Source organism: Sulfolobus tengchongensis (assembly GCF_036967215.1).
GTDB classification, from domain to species: Archaea; Thermoproteota; Thermoprotei_A; order Sulfolobales; family Sulfolobaceae; genus Saccharolobus; species Saccharolobus tengchongensis_A.
The window spans coordinates 2,537,818-2,555,665 of sequence record NZ_CP146016.1 but is presented as its reverse complement, the minus strand read 5'-3'; the positions used below and the strand labels follow the sequence as shown (position 1 = coordinate 2,555,665).

The following is a 17,848-nucleotide window of genomic DNA, read 5'->3' as shown; positions in this document are numbered from 1 at the left end:
CATTCTGTTTGCACTTATAAATTAATATATCCTGCAACTCTTGGTTTTCCTTGTTTTACATTAACATTCAATATTGGTATTCGGTTATCCACAACCGGTATAGGAAGAAGTGAGGTAATCTTAGCTTTTTCATTTTCAATTTTAACGTTAACCGGAATCGAATGTCCTCTGATGATTACATGATTTTGGCCTTCATTTACTGACCCCCATTTATATTTAGTAATTGTTCCCTCAATTTCCTTTTGTATTTTGACATTTGGTTTAACCAAGTACGTTAGGTCGTTTATTTCCTCTTCTTTAACGTTCTTTAGCGCAAATCCTATTCTAACTCCACTGGAAACCGCCTTTTGATCTTCATCTAAAACCTGTATACTTTTTATTTCTACTTCCCGATTATAGGGTAACGCTATAAGCTTTTCATGAACTTCGACATTTGTTAATGAAAATCCAGTAACTACAGTTCCCACGCCCTTAACTGTAAATACTCTGTCAATATAAACTAACCCATTATCCTCTTCCTTAATTTCGTCAACATCATTAATTTCGTTGCGTAATTCAAATTTATCAAATGATTTTAAAGGATTTAGAAGATCTTTAATTTTATTTTCACTTAAATTAGATATCACTATTTTATTTCTAATATTAAAAGCGTCAACTAGAAGAGCTAATTCTCCATCCATCCATGAAAGTGTCTCTGGCAAGTAAAGGATAACTGTTGATGAAAGGGAAAGTATTTCGGCTACATCCAATATTTTCTCAGGATATTCAGAACTCAATAGAATAGATCTGATGTATTCACCTTTCTTCTTATAATATATTTTAGTTTTTGTTGTCTCATGAAGTTTACCTAGTTTGTCTGCTATTTCAATGGTTTTGTTCTTATCGGATGATAATATCGAAATTATGCCTCCATAGTACATGATCGATCCCTAATATAAAGTTTATAAAGCTTATAACAAAACATTAACATATGAAGTTAATTGTGGCTGGTTTTGTATTAGTATTCCTTGGTTTCATGCTACTTTTCTTAGGCTCGATATTGCAAGCAGTTCAAGTTTCTCAGAATGCAACTACAACCTCTTCTCCTCAATTTGCAGGATTGGTGTTGATAGGACCAATCCCAATAGCCTTTGGTAATGTTCCCCCATCAATACTAAGTAACTTAATTATAGTAGGTGTAATATTTACTATAATCTTTCTTATAATATATCTGATAATGTTCATAATAGGAAGGAGGGCCACTAAATCCCCATTTTAATAGAGAGATGATAACTTACTTGTGGCTGCCATATCTATTCAGAGTAGTATATCTATTTAATTAATAGCATGAGCTAAAATATTACATAAAATACTATTTACTATCTTTTAATCTTCTAAGTTTCACATTTACTTCTGAAATAATACTCTTGAGGTAGCAACTCATTTACGCTACGCGGGAATGTCTATCTACATCAATATAGTACACAAGCATATTTAGATATTTCTAGGCATCTTCGTTTATAACTGTAGAGAGTATTTATAATAATGTGGTTAGAATACGATATTTTAAAGGCTTGATATTATCTGACTTTTCTGCCCCTGGCTTAACTTGGAATGATGAGCTTAAGTGCTACATTGGCCCTGCTATGAAATATCGAGATGTTCTCTATTACTTTAAGAGGTCAAACGTTGAAGTGAATGATGAGGTTCTCGAGCTGTTACCTTTCCCTATTATCACAGAAAAAATAAGATTAAGAAGATATCAAGAAGAAGCCCTAGGAGCTTGGTTAAGAACAAAAAGAGGAATAATAGTGATACCAACTGGCGGTGGAAAGACTGTAATAGCACTAAAGGCGATTGCATTAATTAAGCAGTCTACGTTGATAGTAGTCCCTACGATAGACTTACTACAACAATGGTATGAGAAGGTAAAAGATTTACTAGGAGTTGAGGCTGGGAGAATAGGTGGGGGATATGATGAGCTTAAAGGAATAACCGTAATTACCTATGATTCAGCATATACTCAAATAGAGAAAATAGGGAACAAATTTGCATTTGTGATATTCGATGAGGTTCATCATTTACCGTCAGAGGGCTATTCTATGATTGCTCAAGGATCAGCTGCTCCGTATAGGTTAGGCTTAACTGCGACACCAGAAAGAAGTGATGGGAGAGACCAGTTATATCCCTCTCTAGTAGGACCTATAGTATACAGAGTTGCAATATCGGACCTAGCTGGAAAGTATTTATCAGACTTTACTATTAAACGTATATATGTAAGATTAACCGAAGATGAGGAAAAGCTCTATAAGCATTATAGAGGTATTCTGAGAAATTTTCTAGTTAATCACAATCTTGAATTAAAGTCGTTAGAGGATTTTAATAGGCTAGTTAGGCTTGCGATTAGAGATAAAGAAGCTAGGGAAGCTTTACTAGCTTGGCATGAGGCACTAAAAATAGCTGTTAATTCAAAAGCTAAGATAGAGAAGCTAAAGGAACTGTTAAAAGAGCTAAAAGGTGAAAAGATCATAATATTTACTAGAAATACATCAATGGCATATGAGATATCTAAGCTATTTTTAATTCCAGCAATTACATATAAAACTCCTAAGCAGGAAAGAATAGAAATCTTAGAGAAATTTAGGTCAGGGAAATATAGTGTCATTGTTACCTCCAGTGTCCTTGATGAAGGTATTGATGTTCCCGATGCCTCTATAGCAATAGTTTTGGGTGGGTACGGCACTCCTAGGCAATTTATACAAAGATTAGGAAGAATACTAAGAAAGAAAGAGAATAAGAGTGCTAGACTAATAGAAATAATAAGTAAAGGCACAAGCGATTATAATTTAAGTAGAAGGAGAACACAAAATGCTACCCTCTGAATTAGCTAGATTTAAGATAGAAAGCGATAGGGTAACTCCATTATTCGCATCTCAATCTGACATTGATATAGCAAAAGAGGTCATTGACACATTTAAAATCGGTAGAAAAGTAGGAGAAATCTTAGAGGATATAAAATATTTGTCGCGTATTTATGATTATAAACTGGTAAAAGGATTAGCAAAGGTTTATTTAAGGCATTGTAAGGTTGAGAGCGAAACTAAAATTGATTATAGAGAATTACGTAGGCAATTATTTAGTAGAGGCCCGGTATTAGATGAACAAGATAGAGAGAAGGTAATAGAAGAGATTAAGCAAGTTTTCCATGTAGATCCAATAAAAATTATGTATGAGGATCTAGATATAGAGAGGAAGATAGTAGAGCTACCCAACTTTTCCCCAGAAGAATTGTTAAAGATTTATAATCTTTCCCTTTTACAAACTATTATTTTCAATGCGTATAAAATGACTATATCCATTAATGACGGATGGAAGGAGATAGTTAGGAGAATAAAGATGTTAGGTTTGATGTATTTAGCCTATGAAAGTCCTCTCAGAATAGAAATTTTTGGTCCTTTGTCTTTAGTTAAAATGACGGAGAAATATGGAAGAAATTTAGCTGCATTGGTACCTTTTATAGTATCTAAGAGTGAATGGAAGATTATAGCTGATATCGTATTAGGAAAGAAGAAAAGGACCTATAGGCTAGAACTATCAAGTAAATATTCTAGTTTATTCAAATACATAAAAGATGAGGAATTAGAGAAAAAATTTGACAGCTCAATTGAGGAGAGATTTTACAATGACTTTAAAAAGGTCATAAAAGATTGGAACATTATACGAGAACCTGAACCATTTGTAATAGAAAAAAGATTGTATTTTCCTGACTTTCTCTTGAAAAAGGGAAACATAAAAGTATATGTGGAGATAATGGGGTTCTGGACTAAGGAATATGTCAACTCGAAGATAGAAAAATTAAAGAAATTTAAGTATCCAATTATAATTTTATTGAATGAAGAACTCTCATATGATAACTATATACCAGATAATTTAAATATAATCAAATTTAAGAGAAAAATTGATATAGGCAAAGTATACTTGGCTTTAAGGTCTTTTCAAACTAGTGTCGCTCAAGACGTAGATTTAGGCGATATTAACGATGATGTTGTATCCATAAAGGAATTATCTACTAAGTACGGGGTAGAGGAAAAAGTCATAAGATCTAAATTTCTCTCAAAAGACGAATATATTGTACTAAAGAGTTATGCTGTAAAGAAAACACTTCTTCAAAAATTAAGCAAAGAAGATTTTTCCAATAAATCTCTTTCTGAATTAGTTAGCAAATATGGTAATTACATAGTGGACATCTTAGATTACTTAGGATATAATATAATTTGGAAAAATATTTCTGATGCAATAGTAGAGAAATCAAAGAGGTTTAAAGGCTAGTCTGAATAGCCAGTATATAGCCTTTATTACTCCAATGGTATTATTTAGGTTAACATTTGCGAAAGTATACGCGTATTTACCTTGTGTTTCCTTTAATTGTTTAAATACCCATTCGATGCTATCAAATATCCTATCTATCATATATTGAACAACTTTCTGAGCGAATTTATTACCGATACCACCGGTAAGAATTGGTATCATTTCTCTAGTTATTTGTAAATCATATTTCCATGATATGTACAATAGATCCCAATACCTAGTAGGCATTTTCTCTAATGCCGGAAATGGATTGTTTCTTATGTATGAAACGCCCATTGGTATTACAGGTAATGGGAATATCCATGCCTTGAGTTTATGATCAATTATTGATTGTACCAAATCAATTGATTGATCAACATCTTCATTTGTCTCTTCAGGATAGCCAATTGTCATGGTATAACAAGGATAGATGTAATTATCATTCATTATCGCAGTAGCGTCTAATATAACATCTTTCCATTCTCTTGGAGTCCATGGGAAGGGTTTCGCTCTCATGTATTTAGTGAGAATCTTTTCACTACCGCTTTCTAATCCAACCACTGGAGCTGCTGCCCTATCTTTATCATATCTGGCAATTTCTGACATAGCCCTTACTGTTTGGGGACTGCTCTTTACAGCTGGTGCTGAAATATGAGGAAACCATATCCCATCAACTCCCATATCCATAGTTTCTGTAAAGAGTTTCGTTATAGCTTCATGATTTACCTTTAGTTTTTGTGAGCCATATAGTAATACATCATCAGTTACAAATTCTACTCTTTTTATCCCTGCTCTCATATTAACTTCGACTTCTTTTTTAACAACATCTAATGGAATTGATCTGAATGTTTCTGGAGTTATTGGGCAGAACTGGCAACCCCTAGGACATCCCCTGGTTATTTGAACTTCTCCTAACCTAGCAGGATTTATTATCGGCGGTATCTCGTGCACCTTAGGATTTTTTCCATAAACAACATTAGGTACCTCTTGGCCATCTATCAATGATTTCACTACCGCAGGTAAATCCACTTCAGCTTCCCCTATAAATATTGTATCTACCCACTCTGGTTTCTCCTTCGATAATTCCCAACTTCCTGGACCACCAACTATTACCTTAAAGTGATATTTGCTCTTTAGCTTCGAGATTTTTTCACCAATCTCTTCAAAATATTTTGCAGTCCAAGTAGGTCCTCCTCCAAATATCATACTTAATTTGAAGCTAACTGGATTTATACCAAAGGGATCGTGAACGGTTAACCCAACTACTTTGGTATTATATCCTATTGCTTTCTCAAGTTTACTTGGAGGAATTACAGCTACACGATCGAAGCCAGCATTTACAAGTATGCTCTCTACTTTCCTTAATGCGTAAGGGGCTACTATAGCTCTTCCTTCAGCATCTACTGGAACGTCTGGAGTAAAGAACCTATCCATGAAAAATCTAGGTACCATTCTAGCTGGCATACATGCTACATAACCTAATACACTTGAGCCACCATAATCTGTAAATGAGCCTTTATCTGCTGTTAATACAATGTCCCATGTCATCACATTATATTTTCTTACTATAGTATAAAAAGTATACATTATAGGTCATGAAAAAGAGTAATATTTGATTTGTGTAAACTTTTTTATTGCGCAATGATTTATACAAAATACCGTAATTTTTACGCCGAATGACTTTTAACCAGCTAAATATATGCAATTTTACAATTGAGCTAGAGTTAAAAAAGGGGAAAATGCAATAGTATACTTAAAGGCAAAATGGTACTTGAAAATGTTAAATACCATGAAGATGTAATAGAGGCAGAATACTCTACAGAAGGTTATAGTGTTATTAATTATCAGAAATCCTATACGTTAACTCGCGCTTTGATTAACGGTAAATGGAGGGTGTATAATGGAGATAAATTAGAAAGTACTCAAAAAATAAAAGAGTTTGAGATTTGTGAAAGTTCTTCTCATGAATCAGTAAAGACATGGGTAGATAAGGGACAATACGTTGGAATTCTTAATAAGATCCTCATAGATCAGACTGATCAATTAAAACTTATAAGTAAGAAAATTTCTAAAACTATTTCAATCTATGACGCTAAGGAATGCCATGAAGAAAAGGTAGTTAATTACGTTAAGTATAATGATTTAAGTTTCTCATATACCGGAGACCCTAAAGATATACCATCCATTGTAGAATATCTGAAGACTAGCGAGATGAAACTACCTGCCTCAAGACAAATGCTAACCGAAAGTGGTAGGCTAACCTTTATCTTAGATTCTGAAATAGTCGCAACCATTTTTCATTATATTCTAATTAATTTTCTAAATGGTAATATTCCGAAATTAAAATTAAATGAAAAGGTATTTGGTGAAATTACAGTATACGATAATCCTCTAAATAAGTTCTCTTCCACATTTTCAGCTTTTGATGATGAAGGAGTCAAAACTAAACGAAAGGAGATAATAGGAGACGGAATAGTTGTAAATTACTTAGGGACACTTACGACTAAATATGGTGAGCCGGGAAATGCTAGAGGTGTATTGCCTAAGCCCGATTATTTTTCAATAGAAGTCAAAAATGGAGATTGGACTCTTAATGAGTTAATTGAAGAGAGTAAAGGAGCTTACATAGCAATAGGCGTCAAAAAATCTGAAATGATTCAGAATAGTATAAGGATAACACCGAGAAGTGTGATTAAAATAGGCCAAGGTTCGGTATTCTTTAGAGAAATTGCAATTCCTATCCAAGAGCTACTCACTATAGATGCTGTAACTAAAGAAAACAGAGGTGTATTTATAGACGAGGACCATGGGGGTGTCACTCCATATATCAGAATGAAAGTGAGAGCGATATTATACTAAAACGAGATCTTATGGAAGCCTATGATAACATAGTATACAGAAGAAAACCGAACCCATATATAAGACTAATTACTGGGAATGTTATAGCGGATATTGGATGCGGTTCTGGTCAAAATTGTTACCAATTTAAGGGAAAATTAACAATTTGCTTGGATCTTTCATTAAATCAGCTTATGCAAGCTAAAAAAAGAGGTTGTGAAAATTTAATCCACGCAGATATGGAATATCTTCCATTTAGAAACTCTTCACTCTCATCTCTATTATATATTGCTTCTCTTCATCATCTAAGGGATCCTTCACTGGCATTAGATGAAGGTTACAGAGTGTTAAAAGATAAGGGTGAAATATTGGTTACTGTATGGCTAGTTCACTTTAGAACGTTTTTTAGAAGATATCTGGTTAAGAAAAGTATTATCAATGGAAAAGAGGTCAGACGATTTTATAGGCTCTATTATCCTTATGAGCTTAAGAGAGTAATGGAATCTATGGGATTTAGTACGAAAGTATACAAGATCTATAGAATGGGAAGTTTATTGCCAAATAACGCTCTATATTATGGAATCAAGACAGTTGTTTGACCATATATGGACCTTCTTTTTTATAACCCTTTTTAGCATAGTATTCTCGTGCTCCTATTCCGGACAAAACTACAATCTTATTTATATCGAAGTCTTCTCTAGCTATTTTTTCGGCTTCACTAAGTAATTTCCCTCCATATCCTTTATGTTGGAAAGCTAAATCGTCCCATGCTCCCACAGGTACTTCTATTCCATAAACGTGCAACTCCCTTACGATTGCAGTTCTCCCATTAATCTCTTTCCTGTGGGCTTTATGAGAAGGTATTCTTAACCTTAAATATCCTATTAGTATCTCCTTATCGTCTTCAAAAGATAGAAATACTTCAGTTCCTTCACTTGCCTCATAAACTTCCTTATAGAGTCTGACTTTATTTTCGTCTGGTAATAGACCCCTATGTTGCCACATCATCCCTGCCTCTCTGAATCTAATCTCGTTTACTTTAATTCCCTTTTCTATCACTCTTTTCTCAACAAGTTCTCTCAAATTCCCCTTTTTATTTCCATCCAAAATTATATTTGCTGGAATATCCCTTTGTATCCTCATTACACGAACCCATTTTGGAATATACCTATACATTTCAGATATTAACTCAATAAGCGTTTCTGTATCATATGGTTTATATAAACCTCTTTTCCATAGATTTACTAAAGGTGCTGTTTCCACTACTAATGTTGGATAAATTTTTAGCATGTCTGGCATGAAACTGGGATCAGAAAATAATGTCCTAAATGCTTCTAAATCTTTATCTGGATCTGATTTAGGTAGACCTAACATAACGTGATATACTACTTTAAACCCAGCATCTTTTAGAATTCTAGTAGCCTCTATGGAATCCTTCACGGTGTGACCTCTGTTGGTAAACTTTAAGATATCATCGTATACTGTCTGTACACCTAATTCCACTTTAGTTGCACCTAACCTTAACATTTGATCAGCATGCCATTCTTTTGCCCAATCGGGCTTTGTTTCAATAGTCATTCCTACACATCGTATGTTAGCTGTCTCATTCCTTAACTGAGCATCCTCTAAATAAATGAATGATGGCTTATTGGAATCTGGGAATCTGTTCATAGCCTCTAATGCATATGTCACAAACCAATCTTGATAATCTATTGGAAGCGAGAGAAATGTGCCACCCATTATTATTAATTCTACCTTACTAGGAGTGTGGCCATTTGCTATATATTGTCTTAGCCTTGATTGAACTTGATGAAAAGGATCGTAACTATTTTCTATAGCTCTCATCAGAGTAGGTTCCCTGCCATAATAACTCTGTGGTGTACCAACATCTATGCCTCCAGGACAAAATATGCATTTGCCATGTGGGCAAGAGTGGGGATGTGTCATGATCGAGACTATCGTAACACCGGATAACATCCTAGTTGGTTTTCTTATTACTTGCATTAGGGTATACTTCTCACAAGCTCTTTTATTTATATACCTTCTAAGCTCTATGTCTGTCAATTTTTAATATACTTTATCAAGGATATAATATGTGAAAAAAGCAGTAATATTTGATCTAGATGGAACGTTAGCAAATACTGATGAAATTCATAAGCAAGCGTGGGAAATGGCTTTGCAGAAGTTAGGATATGACGTTAAGATCGATATAAGGTACCTATTAGGTAGAAAAACTATTGATATAGCTAGAATTTTGGTAGGAGATCAAAATGCAGAAAAGTTGGCATTAGTAAAAACTCAAATTTATTCTGAATTAATAAAAACTCTAGCTAAGCCTAAACCTTGCGTCTATGAACTACTAGCTTATCTAAAAAATGAAAAGATCCCTATTGCAGTAGTAACTTCATCCATGCACAAATCAGCAAGTGAGGTCCTGAAAATAATAGAAATTCAACCGGATTTATTAATTGCTGGTGATGATGTAAAGATAGGGAAACCCGATCCCACGCCAGTATTGGAAGCTATCAGAAGATTGAACGCAGATCCCAAGCAGAGTATGGGAATAGGCGATACTATATATGATGTTATGGCTTATTATTCAGCTGGTATAAAAGAAATTTTTGTAGTGAGGAGTAGCGTTCCACTTAACGAGGCAGAGGTAAAGAGATATAATGCTAAGATATTAAACTCATTATGTGAATTAATGGAATAAACCGAGATAATAAATGTTATACACTATATTGAAGATAAAGTTTTTAACCTTATAATACGATTTACTTTTTAAGGTGCAGTAAATGCTTACAAATCCTTACGATTGGATAATAATATTGGTAGTAATTGCAGTATTGTTCTTCGGAGCTTCTAAAATACCTGAACTGTTTAGATCGATGGGTAGGGCCGTAGGTGAGTTTAAGAAGGGTAGGATGGAGTCTGAAATGGAGCTACAGCAATTACAACAACAAGCTCTACAACAGCCATTAGTTCAACAAAAGGAAAGCAGAGTTGAGGATTTGGAGAAGCAAATAGCTGAATTACAAAAACAATTAGAAGAATTGAAGAAATCTAAGCAGAGTCAATAAATCAATATTTACTATTGGGGTAAACAAAAATAACTTTTTTTGTTGAGGTGACCAATGGATGATTAATAATCTAAGTGACTTCCTAGTGGTGGTAGTAGTTTTCATACTTCTGATGGCAGGGGATAAAAATGCGGGAAAGACTGCGAGGTCAATAGGAAAATTCCTTGGAGAAATGAAGAAAAGGCAGGAGGAATTTAGGAGTGAATTAATGAGAGAGTTAAACAGTGTTGATGAAAATCCAACAACGACTTTTAAATATGTAAAAAGTGTTAGTGAAGATAGAGTAAAGGAGTTAGAAGCTAAAATAAGGCAGCTACAAGAGGAGCTAGAGAGGTTGAAGACAAGTGACGGAAAGAATTAGAGAGGTTGAGAAATTTGAAGAAAGGCCTCTAATAGAGCATTTAAGAGAACTCGCATATAGATTAAGGAGAATACTAGTTTCGCTTTTAGTCACCTTCCTCATTTATTTCATGATAGGTATAGAATTGGTCACTATTTACCTACCCTTTCCGTTTTTTGGACTTAAATATGTAATATCAACCATCCCTATTCCTTATCCATCCTTATTTAATAGTATTTCAGTCCAACTAACACAACTTTTTATCTATAATGAATTGCCTAAGGGCGTAAAGTTAATAATAATTAACCTTTTTGATCCGCTGTTCGCGTCTTTTTATATTTCTCTATATCTAGCTATATTTACATCAATCCCCATTATCGTGAGAGAAATCTGGGCTTTTGTTGCTCCCGGTCTTTACGAACATGAAAAGAGGTTTTTAAAGCGCACTATAATTCCTGCATTCGTACTTTTTGGTCTCGGTTCAGCATTTGCTTATTTTCTTTTAATTCCCTTTATGCTGCGAATAATACTCTTATACGCTAGTGCTTTAGGCTCTGCAGTAGAACCAACTTTAGGTCTGAGATCCTTTGTGAGCACTGTTATGACACTACTAATAGCAACTGGCCTAGCATTTGAACTTCCACTTATAATGACGGGATTAACAGCTATTGGCGTCGTAAAATCTAAGACATGGCTTCAAAATTGGAGATGGGGTGTTTTAGTTTCTTTTATAATAGCATGGATAATTTCTCCAGGTACTACTGGTGGTATAATAGAAACTGTGATAGGGATAACGTTATCTACCCTATTTTTTATAGGTGCACTAGTAAGTAAGACTGTAGAAAGAGGAAGAAGCAAAAATAGATAGTAATATAAATAATAACAATTAAAAAGGAATGTCATAGATATTAGGCGGAGAGTAATTTATGTCAATATATCATCTCAGTAAAATATTTAAAAATATTAGAATCACATATTTCAAAATATATGACACTTGTTTAATGATATTTATTTTAATTTTTATTAGTTATATATAAGTTATATGGATTTTATATTTCTACGAAAGATAAAGAGCTGTTATTGTTATACGTATATTTGCTATTTATTCATAAACGACGATAATTTAACGCTATTATTTGAACTACTGATAATATAGTTTTTTTATAGAAGCTTTGTTTATGTAACGGCAAAAGATTTATAATATGGACAGTTTATCCATATATTATGACAGACTTAAAGATAGTTGGAACAATGATTGTTGTAATTCTAGTTCTTAGTTTGGTTTCTATCTATTACTATTATAAAACTTTATCAACTTCTCCTCAGATTACGACTATAAGCAGAAATCTTCGAATTATATCGCTTGCACCAAGCGACACACAAATTCTGATAAGCTTAGGTTTAGGTAAATATATTGTAGGAGTTGACTATTATTCCTATCAACTTCTAGAATCTCTTAATCTTACTAAGGACATTCCATCTAACGTTACAATATTTAGTCAAATATCTCCTCCAAATATCTCCGGACTACTATTATTGCACCCTACTGTAGTTGTAGTAGAGGAGGGATTAATAGGGAGTTACTTACAACAGCTAAAGGAATCTGGTCTTAATGTTTTAGTTACAAATAATGACTTTGCCAATTCATATTCTCAGATAGAAAATTGTATATTAAAAATTGGAGAATTCTTCAATGATACTAATGGGGCACAACAACTTATAGATTGGATGAACGAGAAAATAAGTAATTTCTCCATTACTGGAAACGTAAGTGTAGCTTATCTCTTATGGATATGTCCCGATCTGAGCTTCTATACCGCTGGAGGAAACGTATTTATAAATAGTATAATAGTGCAATCAGGTGGAACAAATGTGTTCGCTAATTACTCTGGATATCCACTATTAACACCATCATCATTATTATTAGCTAAACCATCAGTTATAATTGCACAAGAGGAATATAATTTGTCATATACTCAATATCTCATATCTCAGTATAAGGGGATGAATTCCAGTAAGGTTTACATTATGGGGAACTTAGCTACTAATCTATTTAATGAACCTGGCCCACTTTCAGTCTATTCTATTCAAATGATTAAACTTATTCTTGAAGGTGAAGCTCCACATTATATTTCAGATAGTTGGGTGATAAAAGAGCTTAATGTCACACTACCGGTGTTTTAAGATGAAAAATCAAAATCCATTTTTTTATTTATTACTAACATTATTTCCTATCTCAATTTTTGTTGGACTAATATATGGAGATGTTACAATTCCAATAAGAGAGATATTTCACCCTACTGGAATTTACGCCTATATTTTATTTAATATAAGATTACCTACGCTGATTGCTACGTTGCTTATAGGTATAATCTTATCTACGGCTGGGGCTATCTTACAAATGTTATTAAGGAATCCTTTAATAGATCCCTATATAAGCGGAACCGCTTCAGGCGGAGCCTTCGGCGCAGTACTTACGTATTTTTTATTATTATTTAATTTACCCTTTTCTTGGTTGGTGTTCTTTCAACCTCTGGTAGCATTTTTTACTTCAACTTTAGCAACCTTAATCACAATTCTAATAGGTAAGAGGACTGGGTATCTTGGTCTTATCATAGGTGGAGTTCTAGTCTCTTTCATATTTTCATCCTTAATAGAGATCATATTATCTATTATGAGTTCTAAATATCCTCAAATACCTCCACTAACCTTCTGGCTTCTGGGAGATATTAGTATAGTCGGTTGGTTTAACGTAATAATATTATTAATACTAGCTATTCTCTTACTATACTTTAGCCTATCGAATTCTCGATTAATAGATTTATTAGCGATTAGTGATGAAATTTGCTTTTCGCAAGGTATAAATCCAAGTAGGCAAAGAATATTTTGGTTGCTGTTTATAAGTCTTGTAGTTTCCTTCTGCGTATCAATAGCTGGTATAATCGGATTTCTAGGTATAATAGTTCCACATATTGTCAGAAGATTAATTGGGGGAAATACTAAGATTCTTGTAGTATATTCGTCGATAGTAGGTTCAGCAATCTTAATCTTAAGTAACATTGTATCTCATGGAGTTTTTGGATACTATATTCCCTTAACCGCTATTCTCTCGATAGTAGGTTCTCCTATAATGATGTTTGCGCTGGTGAGGAGAGATGCTAATAGTGAAGAGTATTAGCGTTAATATCGGTAACAAAAATATCTTGTCAAATATTTCTTTTAGTGCTAGTAAAGGTATTAACGTAATTTTAGGACCTAATGGGAGCGGAAAGACTACGTTATTGAAAGCTATTATAGGAATGATGAAATATAAGGGGGAGATAATAATTAACGGAAGCGTCTCTTTTGTTCCCGCAGAATTTTTCTCACCTAAGATGAAAGTGATAGATGTTATAATGTCTGGCCGTAAGAGAGCTAATTACTATTATTTTATAAAGGAACTGAATCTAATTGAATTTTTGGATAGAGACTTCTCTACTCTAAGTTCTGGGGAGAAAAAACTAGTCCTCATATCAAAAGCTCTGGCTGAGGGTGAGAATGTAATCATGGACGAACCTCTTTCAAACCTAGACATAAAAAATAGATTTAATATAATGAGAATTCTTAGGAAATTTGATAAAACATTTCTCATTACTTCTCATGAACTAGAAGTATTAAGATATGCTGATAAAGTGATTATCATTAACAAGGGACAATTAAAATATGATGGAAGTATCTCTGACCTTTCAGAGGATGTACTTTATGATGCCTATGGTATAAAATTCAAAAAGATAAAGATAGATGATGAAGTTTTCTTTAAGCCGGAGGTATCATTATAATGCTAAAAAATATTTGATTTGATCATTATATGTAAAAATTAGGTCATTTGCAATGCTGATAGAGAACTACTATTAATAACTTTTTTTCCAAACTGAGGTTCAATAATATGATCCAATTTATGGCGCAACTAATAATATATTACAGTAAATAAGAGTTATTGTGAATTATCGTGCTGATTTCTCTGTTTGAATCTTATCATACATAGCGTGTATTTTTATATCATTTACCTATCTCAATTATTTTTGATTAGTTTTTCAAGAATAAATCGCATTAAGATCTTTTTCTAGTTTAAAGTAAAATATATTACTATCATGTACGTATTTAAAAATCTGCTTACGTTGGCAAATGGAGAATTCGTTAATCTTGTATCTGAGAACAAAGTTAAAATAAATCTTATATTATTTATTATGATGGTTATCATATATGTGAGCCTAAGAGAATAATTTTTAAAGAATATTTTACTAATGTTCTATGATAATTGATGAGTAATATTTGTATTTATGGTACTGTGTATAATAATTACAATACTATCGAGTACTCAATTAAAAGTATTTGGAGACCAGATTATGTGATTGTTATCACTGATAATTACTCAACTGACGGGACATGGGAGAAATTACAAGAGATAAAAAAAGAATATAATCTAATATTATATAGACTAAGAAGCAGTAGAGGAAAAGGAAGGGATTATTCTCTTAGACACTGTCCCGATAATTCAAAAACTAGCTTTTTCGATCTAGATGTAGAATATAACGAGAATTTTCATCGAATAACTGAATGGTCTTCATTAGATAAAATAACATATGCACATTGGTTATTTATTGGGAAGAAAGAATATATTGTAAATAAAGGTGGATGGAGAGATTTAAATGGAGCGGAAGACGTAGAACTTATAAATAGAATTGGATTTGATTACTATATCCCAGTAATAGTAGGCAAGAGCATATATAAGGGTAAAGCAACCAAGGAGAGGGAATCTAGATATGCTCATGGTACAAAGCTTCTGCTCAGAAACATTAATAATTTTATCGATACTATAAGAGGATGTGGATTCAACTGGAGAGAAGTTTATAATTTATATTTTAAATACCGTAGAATTCATTATTCATATCTTCCTATAATATTAGGTATCTATTTTATTGCAAAATTAAAAAGAATATATAGATATTCTTCATTGCATGACAATATAACTAATTCATTTCTTGAGAGACTTAATAAATTAACATTACCTAAAGAACTTAACATACCAGACGATTATTTTTTATTTGGAATAAGTAGAAGAGACCTCCTACTATACTCCGATTTAGAGAGACTTGCCGATATAAAGCTAAAAGAAAAAATTGGTGATTACAAAAAGTTTTTATGCAGTGATTCACTAATTAGATACGTTAAGAATTCTGAAGGCCTAAAGAAGGCGTTAGAACTTTCCAATTTATCTAAAATTGAATGTCATGAGCTTAATTAGAGTTAATTTAGACTACTACGAGTGAGTTGAGTATTAGCCTACAAACTTACTATGAAGACGAATTAGAAGATATGAAAAAGTATAGCTACGCTATAGTCAGAGCTTCTAAGAATGACTTCTATGAATTAGGCTTGTATTAATATCCCGTAGTATCATATAAAAAGTTTGATGGTTTACTAGGTGGATGATGACTTCTCTCTAATCTTATCTAGTTGCGCAAACTATCTAATATATTTTATATATTTATATATTGTGATAATACTATCTTATCTAAGAATTAATATATACCTTTGCTACAAACGGACTATTATGATTAAAGAGGTTTGTATGGTTTGTGGTAAAGAAAGGGAAAGTATCTATGAAATTAGATGTAATAAATGTGGTGGGCCTTTTGAAATTAAACTGGAATTTGAATATAGTAAAACAAGAAATAACTTTCCTTACATCAAGAAATTAATATCATTGGGGGAAGGAAAAACACCTATGATAAAAAGAGATAAAATTTGGTTCAAGCTAGATTTTCTAAATCCAACCGGTTCATATAAGGATAGGGGTGCCGTAGCATTAATATCATATTTAGCTGAAAGAGGTATAAGCAAAATCAGCGAAGACTCTTCTGGTAATGCTGGAGCTGCTATAGCTGCTTATGCTTCAGCAGCGGGTATTGAAGCACATATATATGTTCCAGATAACGCCAAAGGTGGGAAACTAAAACAAATTGAAGCTTATGGTGCGCATGTGATTAGGGTTAAAGGAACTAGGGAAGATGTCGCAAAAGCTGCAGAGAATTCTGGTTATTATTACGCATCTCATGTTTTACAGCCTCAATTTAGGGATGGGATCAGATCCTTGGCATATGAAATTGTTATGGATTTGGAGTGGAAAGTGCCAGAATATGTATTTTTACCTGTTTCTGCAGGTACGCTACTTCTAGGTGTACATAAAGGCTTCAATCATCTCTTAGAGTCTGGAATCATACCCACTATGCCTAAAATTATCGCAGTTCAGACTGAACAAGTAATGCCACTTTGTGCAAGATTTAAGAATATTCCCTATAACCCGCCAGAAAAGGTGACTTCAATTGCAGACGCTCTAGTTTCAACTAAACCAGTGCTACTGGATAAGATGTTGTCTACAATAAATGAATGCATAGTGGTTAACGATAATGAGATAATTGAAGCCTGGAAAGATTTAGCAAGAATAGGGATTTTAGTAGAATACAGCTCAGCTACTGTCTTTGCAGCATATAAAAAATATAAGGTTGACAATGCAGTATTAGTGTTAACTGGCAATGGGTTAAAGACTTTATGAAGATTTTTGTTGGAACCTCGGGCTGGTCATACGATTGGAATCCAGAGGGATCTATAGAGTGGTATGTTAAGAAAAGCGGACTTAATGCGATAGAACTTAATATGACTTTTTATAGGTTCCCAACAAAGGAGCAGGTTAGAAGATGGAGCAAATATAGAGAGGTTAGATGGGTAGTAAAAGTAAACAGAAGGATCAGCCATATAAAAAGGTTAAAGGACCAACAGATATGGTGTGAATTTCAACAGATAACAGAGCCTTTAAATCCGGATTTTTATCTATTCCAGTTACCTCCCTCATTTAAGAGAAATGAGGAAAACGAGAGGAGAGTACTGAATTTTTGTGAAGCTATAAAGGAGAAAATGGCTGTTGAATTTAGAGACCCGAAATGGTATATGGAGCCATTAAATTTGAACTGCGTGATAGTTTCAATAGATTCACCAATGGGCACTTACATAGCAAAAAGTAATGAGTATGTGTATTTGAGATTGCATGGAAGGGAAGTATGGTACAGCTATGAATACTCTGACAGCGAATTGTTAGAACTAGCCAATAAGGTGATTTCATTAAACCCAAAGTACATCTATGTCTTCTTTAATAATAATCACTGGATGCTTGAAAATGCAAGGCATATGCTTAAAATATTGTCTGAGTTTGTTTAGATTGTGTGAT

The 17,848-nt window shown here is 33.2% G+C and carries 18 protein-coding genes; 15 read left to right on the top strand and 3 right to left on the bottom strand.

Going from position 1 to position 17,848, the window contains the following annotated elements; translation table 11 throughout:
• Positions 1 to 14: 14 nt before the first annotated feature.
• Positions 15 to 920, bottom strand: coding sequence for a translation elongation factor (locus tag V6M85_RS12640; protein WP_338600778.1), 906 nt, complete (start codon positions 918 to 920; stop codon positions 15 to 17).
• A 50-nt stretch (positions 921 to 970) separates the two neighbouring features.
• On the opposite strand from V6M85_RS12640, the gene V6M85_RS12635 reads away from it, so the two are divergent.
• The 3 genes from V6M85_RS12635 (at position 971) to V6M85_RS12625 (ending at position 4,308) form a co-directional block, all read left to right on the top strand.
• A complete protein-coding gene (locus V6M85_RS12635) occupies positions 971 to 1,258 on the top strand; it encodes a TIGR00304 family membrane protein (protein ID WP_338600776.1) in 288 nt (95 codons plus the stop codon).
• Between the two features lie 268 nt (positions 1,259 to 1,526).
• On the top strand, positions 1,527 to 2,861 hold the full coding sequence (locus V6M85_RS12630; protein WP_338600773.1) for a DEAD/DEAH box helicase: 1,335 nt from the start codon (positions 1,527 to 1,529) through the stop codon (positions 2,859 to 2,861).
• Positions 2,848 to 4,308 carry a DUF790 family protein gene (locus tag V6M85_RS12625; protein WP_338600770.1) on the top strand — a complete coding sequence of 487 codons (1,461 nt, stop codon included), beginning with the start codon at positions 2,848 to 2,850 and terminating at the stop codon, positions 4,306 to 4,308. Before V6M85_RS12630 ends, V6M85_RS12625 begins: the two co-directional genes overlap by 14 nt.
• On the opposite strand, the gene V6M85_RS12620 is transcribed toward V6M85_RS12625, so the two are convergent.
• A complete protein-coding gene (locus V6M85_RS12620; protein ID WP_338600767.1) occupies positions 4,288 to 5,913 on the bottom strand; it encodes a radical SAM protein in 1,626 nt (541 codons plus the stop codon). The genes V6M85_RS12625 and V6M85_RS12620 overlap by 21 nt on opposite strands.
• Positions 5,914 to 6,090: 177 nt before the next feature.
• On the opposite strand from V6M85_RS12620, the gene V6M85_RS12615 reads away from it, so the two are divergent.
• Positions 6,091 to 7,185 carry a metallopeptidase TldD-related protein gene (locus tag V6M85_RS12615; protein ID WP_338600765.1) on the top strand — a complete coding sequence of 365 codons (1,095 nt, stop codon included), beginning with the start codon at positions 6,091 to 6,093 and terminating at the stop codon, positions 7,183 to 7,185.
• Between the two features lie 11 nt (positions 7,186 to 7,196).
• Positions 7,197 to 7,763, top strand: a complete 567-nt coding sequence (locus V6M85_RS12610) for a class I SAM-dependent methyltransferase (RefSeq protein WP_338600763.1) — start codon at positions 7,197 to 7,199, stop codon at positions 7,761 to 7,763.
• On the opposite strand, the gene V6M85_RS12605 is transcribed toward V6M85_RS12610, so the two are convergent.
• Positions 7,747 to 9,168 carry an elongator complex protein 3 gene (locus V6M85_RS12605; RefSeq protein ID WP_338600761.1) on the bottom strand — a complete coding sequence of 474 codons (1,422 nt, stop codon included), beginning with the start codon at positions 9,166 to 9,168 and terminating at the stop codon, positions 7,747 to 7,749. The two genes, V6M85_RS12610 and V6M85_RS12605, sit on opposite strands and share 17 nt — an antisense overlap.
• 91 nt (positions 9,169 to 9,259) lie before the next feature.
• Between V6M85_RS12605 and V6M85_RS12600 the strand changes: the two genes are divergently transcribed.
• The 10 genes from V6M85_RS12600 (at position 9,260) to V6M85_RS12555 (ending at position 17,838) form a co-directional block, all read left to right on the top strand.
• A complete protein-coding gene (locus tag V6M85_RS12600) occupies positions 9,260 to 9,877 on the top strand; it encodes an HAD family phosphatase (RefSeq protein ID WP_338600759.1) in 618 nt (205 codons plus the stop codon).
• Positions 9,878 to 9,959: 82 nt separating this feature from the next.
• The gene (locus V6M85_RS12595) at positions 9,960 to 10,244 is read left to right on the top strand and encodes a twin-arginine translocase TatA/TatE family subunit (RefSeq protein ID WP_338600756.1); all 285 of its coding nucleotides are present in this window, start codon (positions 9,960 to 9,962) and stop codon (positions 10,242 to 10,244) included.
• Between the two features lie 58 nt (positions 10,245 to 10,302).
• Positions 10,303 to 10,605 carry a hypothetical protein gene (locus V6M85_RS12590; protein WP_338600753.1) on the top strand — a complete coding sequence of 101 codons (303 nt, stop codon included), beginning with the start codon at positions 10,303 to 10,305 and terminating at the stop codon, positions 10,603 to 10,605.
• The gene (gene tatC / locus V6M85_RS12585) at positions 10,589 to 11,452 is read left to right on the top strand and encodes a twin-arginine translocase subunit TatC (RefSeq protein ID WP_338600750.1); all 864 of its coding nucleotides are present in this window, start codon (positions 10,589 to 10,591) and stop codon (positions 11,450 to 11,452) included. Before V6M85_RS12590 ends, tatC begins: the two co-directional genes overlap by 17 nt.
• 356 nt (positions 11,453 to 11,808) lie before the next feature.
• A complete protein-coding gene (locus V6M85_RS12580; RefSeq protein WP_338600747.1) occupies positions 11,809 to 12,768 on the top strand; it encodes an ABC transporter substrate-binding protein in 960 nt (319 codons plus the stop codon).
• A 1-nt stretch (position 12,769) separates the two neighbouring features.
• Positions 12,770 to 13,762, top strand: coding sequence for an iron ABC transporter permease (locus V6M85_RS12575; RefSeq protein WP_338600745.1), 993 nt, complete (start codon positions 12,770 to 12,772; stop codon positions 13,760 to 13,762).
• Entirely contained in the window at positions 13,740 to 14,402 is a 663-nt protein-coding gene (locus V6M85_RS12570) for an ABC transporter ATP-binding protein (protein WP_338600743.1), read from the top strand. The genes V6M85_RS12575 and V6M85_RS12570 overlap by 23 nt, the downstream gene beginning before the upstream one ends.
• Before the next feature lie 482 nt (positions 14,403 to 14,884).
• Complete coding sequence (locus V6M85_RS12565; RefSeq protein ID WP_338600741.1) at positions 14,885 to 15,868, top strand: glycosyltransferase family 2 protein; 984 nt, start codon at positions 14,885 to 14,887, stop codon at positions 15,866 to 15,868.
• Positions 15,869 to 16,177: 309 nt separating this feature from the next.
• Positions 16,178 to 17,179: a pyridoxal-phosphate dependent enzyme gene (locus tag V6M85_RS12560; protein WP_338600740.1), complete on the top strand. Its 1,002-nt coding sequence runs from the start codon at positions 16,178 to 16,180 to the stop codon at positions 17,177 to 17,179.
• A complete protein-coding gene (locus V6M85_RS12555) occupies positions 17,176 to 17,838 on the top strand; it encodes a DUF72 domain-containing protein (RefSeq protein ID WP_338600738.1) in 663 nt (220 codons plus the stop codon). The genes V6M85_RS12560 and V6M85_RS12555 overlap by 4 nt, the downstream gene beginning before the upstream one ends.
• Positions 17,839 to 17,848 lie beyond the last annotated feature (10 nt).

Bases quoted from the DNA above. Each gene is read 5' to 3' on its own strand.
- V6M85_RS12640 (WP_338600778.1), bottom strand. From the start codon at position 920: ATGTACTATGGAGGCATAATTTCGATATTATCATCCGATAAGAACAAA.
- V6M85_RS12635 (WP_338600776.1), top strand. From the start codon at position 971: ATGAAGTTAATTGTGGCTGGTTTTGTATTAGTATTCCTTGGTTTCATG.
- V6M85_RS12625 (WP_338600770.1), top strand. From the start codon at position 2,848: ATGCTACCCTCTGAATTAGCTAGATTTAAGATAGAAAGCGATAGGGTA.
- V6M85_RS12620 (WP_338600767.1), bottom strand. From the start codon at position 5,913: ATGTATACTTTTTATACTATAGTAAGAAAATATAATGTGATGACATGG.
- V6M85_RS12615 (WP_338600765.1), top strand. From the start codon at position 6,091: ATGGTACTTGAAAATGTTAAATACCATGAAGATGTAATAGAGGCAGAA.
- V6M85_RS12610 (WP_338600763.1), top strand. From the start codon at position 7,197: ATGGAAGCCTATGATAACATAGTATACAGAAGAAAACCGAACCCATAT.
- V6M85_RS12605 (WP_338600761.1), bottom strand. From the start codon at position 9,168: ATGCAAGTAATAAGAAAACCAACTAGGATGTTATCCGGTGTTACGATA.
- V6M85_RS12595 (WP_338600756.1), top strand. From the start codon at position 9,960: ATGCTTACAAATCCTTACGATTGGATAATAATATTGGTAGTAATTGCA.
- V6M85_RS12590 (WP_338600753.1), top strand. From the start codon at position 10,303: ATGATTAATAATCTAAGTGACTTCCTAGTGGTGGTAGTAGTTTTCATA.
- V6M85_RS12580 (WP_338600747.1), top strand. From the start codon at position 11,809: ATGACAGACTTAAAGATAGTTGGAACAATGATTGTTGTAATTCTAGTT.
- V6M85_RS12575 (WP_338600745.1), top strand. From the start codon at position 12,770: ATGAAAAATCAAAATCCATTTTTTTATTTATTACTAACATTATTTCCT.
- V6M85_RS12570 (WP_338600743.1), top strand. From the start codon at position 13,740: ATGCTAATAGTGAAGAGTATTAGCGTTAATATCGGTAACAAAAATATC.
- V6M85_RS12565 (WP_338600741.1), top strand. From the start codon at position 14,885: ATGAGTAATATTTGTATTTATGGTACTGTGTATAATAATTACAATACT.
- V6M85_RS12560 (WP_338600740.1), top strand. From the start codon at position 16,178: ATGATTAAAGAGGTTTGTATGGTTTGTGGTAAAGAAAGGGAAAGTATC.
- V6M85_RS12555 (WP_338600738.1), top strand. From the start codon at position 17,176: ATGAAGATTTTTGTTGGAACCTCGGGCTGGTCATACGATTGGAATCCA.